The following is a 7,341-nucleotide window of genomic DNA, read 5'->3' as shown; positions in this document are numbered from 1 at the left end:
TAAAACTATTAAATAATTATCGTTAAAAAGGACAATAGCCCATTAGCCGAAACTACGGGCCATATTCCAGACCGTTAGAGCACATTCTGCTGAAGTTGACTTGTGTTGCTACGTTCTTCGAACTCTCGATCCAATAAAGTGGCTCACTCATCAAATTTTTAAAAGAAAAATTCATTCAGAGAGACGAATAATAAACTCTGGTTCCCCGTGGATGCGTGATACCAAAACTCATTCATTATCTTCCACTTTTTGTATTTTCGTTCTCAAAGCCAAACTGCGTTTAACAGGGTGTTGGCAAACATATAAATCAAACTATGAGGACTTTAACATTTGTAGCATTATGTATTCTACTTTTCGGAGCACAAACCGCGCACGGACAAAATAAAAAGGATATTATTATAGGAAGTCAGTTCATTATTAAGTCAAGTATTTTAGATGAAGAAAGAACTTGTTTAATCAGTATTCCTGATTCATATAATGATTCAACTCAAGTGGCGAAAAAATATCCAATTATCATATTGTTGGATGGATATACTCATTTTAAAACAGCATCCGGAATAGTGCATTTTATGAGTTCAAATAGGAACCGAAATAATTTAATGCCAGAAAGTATTATTATCGCCATAGAAAATGTTGACCGCGAACGAGATTTCACTTTGACCAAAATTAAGACCAAACGACCAAATACTATGGGTGGAGGAAGGAATTTTTTGAATTTCATTGAGAAAGAGCTAATACCTTATATTGATAAAAAATATAGAACAAAACCATATAAAACTCTTATTGGACATTCTTTAGGCGGCCTACTTACATTAAATTCTTATTTGGATAAAAGTAGCGTTTTCAATGCTTACATTTCTATAGACCCAAGTATTTGGTGGAACGAAGAGATGATGAAAAACAAAGTTGATTCTATTTCAAAAATATCATTGGAAAAAAAACTTTATATCGCTACTGCCAATCAAGGAGATACCAATTATGATCGCAATAAAAAAAGGCACGACTATTTCTATGAATTAATCGCAAAGAAAACTAAAGCACCTACAAATGTCAAAATAAAGTATTTTGAGAAGGAAAACCATAGCTCTGTGCCATTAATAGCTTTGTACGAAGGTTTACTCTACATTAATCAAGAGAATTAATAATTATTGAAGAAAAATATGTTTGGTAACACGGTGTATAATTCATTGCTAGTTCTAGCCTACTTTGAAAAATCCTCACATTTACCATTCAGTAATTATTTACTAAATTCAATGCTCAAACCACGCAACGAGGTAAAGCAGGGCGTTGGCAAAAACAAATAGCATCAAAATGAAATATAAAATAATAACTATTTCTACCGTCCTATTTTTTCTATTAGGATGCTGGAATGAGGGAGAAAAAAAGGTACTAACTCATAATGATCAAACAATGGATCAAAATGAAATAAAACGCATTGCAAAAGAAACTTACATCGCCTTATTTCCACTTGTTTATAATTATGGTACAATGTACAATCAGGCAATTAATAAGAATACAACAGAATACATAGGGGGATTTGGAGTCTACAAACACTATGGCTTGTCTACTCCAGAAAATAGGGATATTCCAACACCAAATAATAACACCCCTTATTCTTGGGCATGGGTCGATTTGCGCCCTGAACCTTGGGTATTAACCATGCCACCTGCAGATGGTAATCGATATTATGTGTGCCAATGGGACGATATGTGGGGATATGTAATTGATGCACCAGGATCTATTATCGATGGACAAGATGGAGGGAATTACCTATTAACTACAATAGACTTTGACGGACCAATTCCTAAAGGTATTAAACGTGCGATTTACTCAGAATCTCAGTTTATTGGAACTTTAACCAGAACGGGAGTAAATGGTCAAGATGACATCCCAGCGATGGAGCATATACAAAACGGTTATATTCTGCAACCATTGAGTTCATACATTGGATCTGAACCTAAAACATTACGAGAAAATATAAATTGGATACGATATGAATCGAATGACTTAAAAAACATCAATTTCTTTAAGTACGCAAATTTTATGCTAGCCTATATCATTCCTAATAAAGCAGATCAAACAATGCTTGAAAATGCTAGGAAAATTGGTGTTGAAGCTGGCAAGGAATGGCAACCGGACAAAATGGACAGTTCATTTGTACAGGCTGTTAATAATGGCATAGAAGAAGCTCTTAGAGAAATTGATCAGCAGATAGCTATTACAAATGACGGTAAAAAGTTATTTAACACAAGAGAAGTTATAGGAGAGGATTATTTAAATAGAACTGTAGGAGTGGTTGTTGGCCAATTTGGGAATTACCCTTCTCAGGCCATGTATCCTAGCTTTAAAACGGATATTAAGGGCGAATTACTTGATGGAAGTAAAAAGAATTATTCAATAACTTTTTCTGCTGATGAAATACCAAAGTCTGACTATTTCTGGTCTTTTACAATGTACGACCTTCCAAATCGATTTTTGGTTGAAAACTCAATAAACAGATACAGCATAGGTAGTCAAACTAAATCATTGAAAAAGGATAAAGACGGTTCTATGACCATTTACTTTCAAACGGACTCTCCCGGCAAAGAAAGAGAAGGTAATTGGTTACCCGCGCCTGAAGGACCTTTCTACACTGTATTGCGTATTTATGGGCCTGACGACAGCCTATTAAATGAACCTTATAAATTACCGGAAATATTAGGAGTGCAAAAAAAATAAACGAGATTGTTTCAATCATAAAAAAAAAGCATTTGCTAACAAAACCTAAACTTCATTGAAACGCACTTTATATTAAAGGTTAGGTATAATATTGATTTATGAAATTATATAGAAGATTTTTGGTGATATTCCTTTTTTTATTGGCTTGCGATAAAAAAGACAACACAACGAATTTCCAATTAGAAGAACCTGATACTCCTATCATCAGTGAAATTGAAATTGAAATTTTAAATTGGTTCGATAATCAGCAGTTGTCCAATGGGTTGCTAGAAAGCATTGAGAATGGAAATGTAGTCTCATTATATGATAATGCATTAGCTTCAATGGTGTTTATGCTACAAGAAGACTATGAAAAAGCGGAAAACATATTCAATTTTTTTAATGCTCGGATTGATTCGGAATTGAAAAATGATGTTGGAGGATTTTCTCAGCTTAGAGATAGAAATGGTATGCCGAACAATCATCGCTGGATGGGCGACAATGCTTGGCTTTTAATTGCGCTGAACAATTACAAAGCAATGACAGGTATGACCACATACGATAATTTGGCAACAGAAATTAAAAATTGGCTACTTACGCTTCAAGACACAGATGGTGGTCTATTTGCTGGATATGATTCCAATAACAATTTATTAAACTTTAAGGTCACCGAAGGTATGATTGATGCTTTTAATGCCATTGAAGGTTATACCACATTTCACAGTAATCTACTTAATTATTTAGAAACTAATCGTTGGGACAATGTCGATAAGAATTTGGTGGCTTGGCCAGGAAATCCTGACTATTTGTATGCCTTAGACTTACATCCTTGGAGTTATTTGATGTTTAACAATTATCCTGTTTCTTCATTAACAACAGCAGAACGTTATGTAACAATACAGATGTCCACAGTGACAGGCTTAGAAATAACAGGTTATTGTTTTGATGAAGACCAAGATGCTATATGGTTTGAAGGTACAGGCCAAATGACGCTCGCTTTTGACTTGGCCAACATGACCAATGAACGGGATTATTATCTTTCAGAAATGGAAAAAAATCTAATTGAAAGTATCAATTACCCTAACGCCACTGGTTTTCCATATTCAAGTAATATAGGAACACATTATGGAGGAGACCTGCTTTGGGATACTGCAGATGACGAAATTGCAATTTCTGCCTGTGCTTGGTATGTATTTACAAAAAGAAGTTTTAATCCTTTTGCAATTGAACGGAACAAAAATATTCCTACACAAGATATGTTTTGGTTGGATTAGATTTTTGATACCACACACTACACCTAACATTGTATAAAAATAATAGTGGCTTAAGCACTAAAACCAAAGTAATAACATATAAAAAAAATCTGTACTAAGCCAAAAAGTTAGCATTCCAGCATCCCTACTGCTCATACAAGAACCAAATGACTTCAGTCAATAAAAGCCAAAAACAGTTCCAGCTGAAAGACTCAAGTCCGTAATGTGCAATAACAATATACTAAACACAATTTGGCACCATATCGTGAATTCCTAAGCTAATAACTCAACGATTACCGCCACACAAAAGCGTGGTAAATCGGGCTGCAATGTCCTAGATCTTACACCTAAAATATTTGACACCTATCCAAAGCATTGCAGACGAATTTATTATCTTTTCATCGCAATACGGAACTGCGTTTAGCAGGACGTTGTGGATAATTAAAACATAGCCAGAAACCTATGAAAAAAACAATTTTACTGATGACCTGCCTACTATCTATTTTGAGCATTTATTCTCAAGTCAATATTGGGCGAAAAAGAGGCCTTGGAAATTTATATGTTGTTGAACATAAAGACAAACTGTATGATCATATAAGAAAAACAACTACTTACTTTGTTGTTCCCGATAGTTTAGATTTTAATGAGACAAAAAAAGTCATTGAAGAAATTTGGACATTTAATACTATCAAATTCATATCTGAAATTGATTACAAGAAAAGTGACTTAATTTCAACAGATAATTCTATCATCAAATTTCAAGACAAGAATTATATCAAAACTAAACAAACAATTGGATTAAATGATGAGAGAATCGTAGGAGCAATTGATTTATACAAATTTCAGATGTTTTATTATAAAGAAGTTTCCAAAAAAGATAATGGGAAAATTAAAAAAGAGATAGGGCAAATTGCTGAGATAATATTTACACCTAATAACTATTATAGATTTTTAGCGACAGATTTAGACTATACTGGCGACTTTGAAATAGGTTATGTCGGTAGATCTAATTTAATTAAAACGGGAACAAATGAATTTACTATTAAAGCTAAAGATGATGGAAATAGTTATGAATATCTTAAATCACCAGACTCATATAATTTTCACCTAGGATATATTAAAAACTACTTTCAAACTTTGAATAACAAATTAAATAATAATCAAAGTTTGAGAATAAGAGATGAAATTAAAAACAAAGACAAATTAAAAGAGCTAAAATCAAAAACACTTTATGTCCCAAATTGGTTATTAAAAGATTATAGTACTTTTAAATTGAAAGTAACTAAAGTTCTTAAACCTGAAGAGCTATTTGAAGATTATAAATATGAATTTAAAGTTCTTACAAATAATGAATTAAATGCAAAAATTTTAAATAAAGACGAATTCTACTATTTAATGCACACTACCTATAATGGGGAAAAGGTAGTATCAATTATTAACAGTCTGACAGGTCAAATAATTTACTCAATAGTTGATAATTCTAGTAATCTTATTAAAAAATCTGATTTAAAAAATATTAGTAAATTAATTAAATAACTACAACAACGAACGTATAAAATTATTTGCTAAAGCAGGCTCTCTTAAAAAAATGCACGGATTTTCTATTCGGCTTGTATTTGATAAATTAGGTATTTAAACACGCAACTGCGTTTATTAGAGCGTTAGTGAAGATTAAATTATGATAAAAATTATTGTATCCTATTTATTTATTTTAATTACCACAATTGGCATTGGAATATCATTAAATAAATGGATTAAATTAACTAACTACAATATTTTATTTACTGTTCTTGTTGGGTTCTTCAATATTATAGTGATTTCAACGTTTTATGCTGTTTTCAATCCATTAGATCTGTCTTTTTTCTTGCTTATTTTGTTTTTTTCAATGTTAAATATTGTAATTAACAAAACTGTTTGCAAGGAAATTATTTGTAAAACAAAAAATTCGTTTTCAAAGTTCTCAAAATCAAGTAAAGCTTTCTTTATTTTGATTGTTTGCACCTCACTTATTCACTCTTCAAGTTTACCTTTCATTACTGATAATGAATCTTACTATATACAAACTATTAAATGGCTAAATAATTATGGCCTTGTAAAAGGGCTAGCTAATTTTCATATTTTTTTAAGCCAAACTTCTGGTTGGCATATTTTGCAATCCGTATTTAGCTTTTCTTTCATTGACTCGTATTTCAATGATATAAATGGATTTTTAATAATTTTGGTTGGCTTTTATTGCATAGATAAATGGGAATTTTATAAAGATCATAAAAACAAAAATGATTTATTTATTTCACTTTTATTGATATCGTTTTTTTTTCTTTACTTCTTTGTCCCTTCACCTTCACCTGATCTTCCAATTATTGTAATTACCTGTATTGTGATTCATTTGTATTTAGATTTTGAACAAAACAAATTAAATAATCAAATTAATCTCATCTGCATTTTAATTTTATTGCTTATTCTGATTAAAGTAACCATTGCTCCAATTGTTTTAATATCATTCATTTTAATTCTAAAATCAAATAATATAAAGACTAGGCAATTTTTTGTAATTGCATCACTATTAGCAGCAATAAGTTTTGTAACAAAAAATATAATTATATCAGGCTACCCATTCTATCCTCTTTCTATGGGTAATAACTTTATTGAAGTAGATTGGAAACTAAACAATAGTATACAAAATTTATATTATAAATTAACATCTATGTATGGCTGGCAAATGGACAACTGGAAAGAATTTAACAATCTAAATTCAACAGAAAAATTTTGGACATGGCTAAATCTGCCAAAACTTAATGGTGCTTTCAACAAATTAATAGTATTAACGCTGATATTATTTCCAATTTTATACCATAAGAGAAAAAACACATACTTGCTGTATGCATTTTTCCTTATTCAATTTATTGTTTTCTATTCAACCTCACCGCAATATAGATTTTTCCTTCCTGTCTTTATATGTATGTTATTACTAATAGGCGTAGATTTTTTTGACCGAAAAATTAAACTGATAAAGTCTATCATTTATTTAAATTTATGTTTTTTATTAGTCGTTGGAATATTTGGAGTAACACTTAAATCAATCACGAATAATAATATTATGAAAGAAAAAGTAGCATTTGAAATGTCACAAATAATAACTCCAAAACCAAACACTCAATTTGATAAATTAGAATACTCTAAACATGATTTGAAAAACTTAAAATATTATTCACCTACTAATGAATCTTTATTTTTTTGGCAAACTTCGGATGGTCCACTTCCATGTGCTAATCAAAAAATGATTGAATATTTCTCAAAAAACTTTAACCATATCCCACAGCTACGATTTAACAAAATTGAAGACGGTTTTTTGTCAGAAATACCTTAGCTAGTTAATACAACTTTAATCTTT

Annotated in this window: 5 protein-coding genes; all 5 read left to right on the top strand. The window is 30.9% G+C overall.

The features are described 5' to 3' along the window. Positions 1–314: 314 nt before the first annotated feature. The 5 genes from HRU49_RS02435 to HRU49_RS02415 all read left to right on the top strand — a co-directional run bounded on the left by HRU49_RS02435 (position 315) and on the right by HRU49_RS02415 (position 7,317). A complete protein-coding gene (locus tag HRU49_RS02435; protein ID WP_296353793.1) occupies positions 315–1,142 on the top strand; it encodes an alpha/beta hydrolase-fold protein in 828 nt (275 codons plus the stop codon). A gap of 169 nt (positions 1,143–1,311) precedes the next feature. After that, positions 1,312–2,718 (top strand): DUF1214 domain-containing protein, encoded by a 1,407-nt coding sequence (locus HRU49_RS02430; protein ID WP_296353791.1) that lies wholly within the window; start codon positions 1,312–1,314, stop codon positions 2,716–2,718. Between the two features lie 98 nt (positions 2,719–2,816). Then, a complete protein-coding gene (locus HRU49_RS02425; protein WP_296353790.1) occupies positions 2,817–3,971 on the top strand; it encodes a hypothetical protein in 1,155 nt (384 codons plus the stop codon). Positions 3,972–4,412: 441 nt separating this feature from the next. Continuing rightward, the gene (locus HRU49_RS02420; RefSeq protein ID WP_296353788.1) at positions 4,413–5,486 is read left to right on the top strand and encodes a hypothetical protein; all 1,074 of its coding nucleotides are present in this window, start codon (positions 4,413–4,415) and stop codon (positions 5,484–5,486) included. A gap of 142 nt (positions 5,487–5,628) precedes the next feature. Continuing rightward, entirely contained in the window at positions 5,629–7,317 is a 1,689-nt protein-coding gene (locus tag HRU49_RS02415) for a hypothetical protein (RefSeq protein ID WP_296353786.1), read from the top strand. The last annotated feature ends 24 nt before the right edge of the window (positions 7,318–7,341 follow it).

It is taken from the genome of Winogradskyella sp., from assembly GCF_013213975.1.
Taxonomy (GTDB): domain Bacteria; phylum Bacteroidota; class Bacteroidia; order Flavobacteriales; family Flavobacteriaceae; genus Winogradskyella.
Note: the sequence above shows the minus strand (reverse complement) of the source record. Positions and strands in the feature narration are given on the sequence as shown.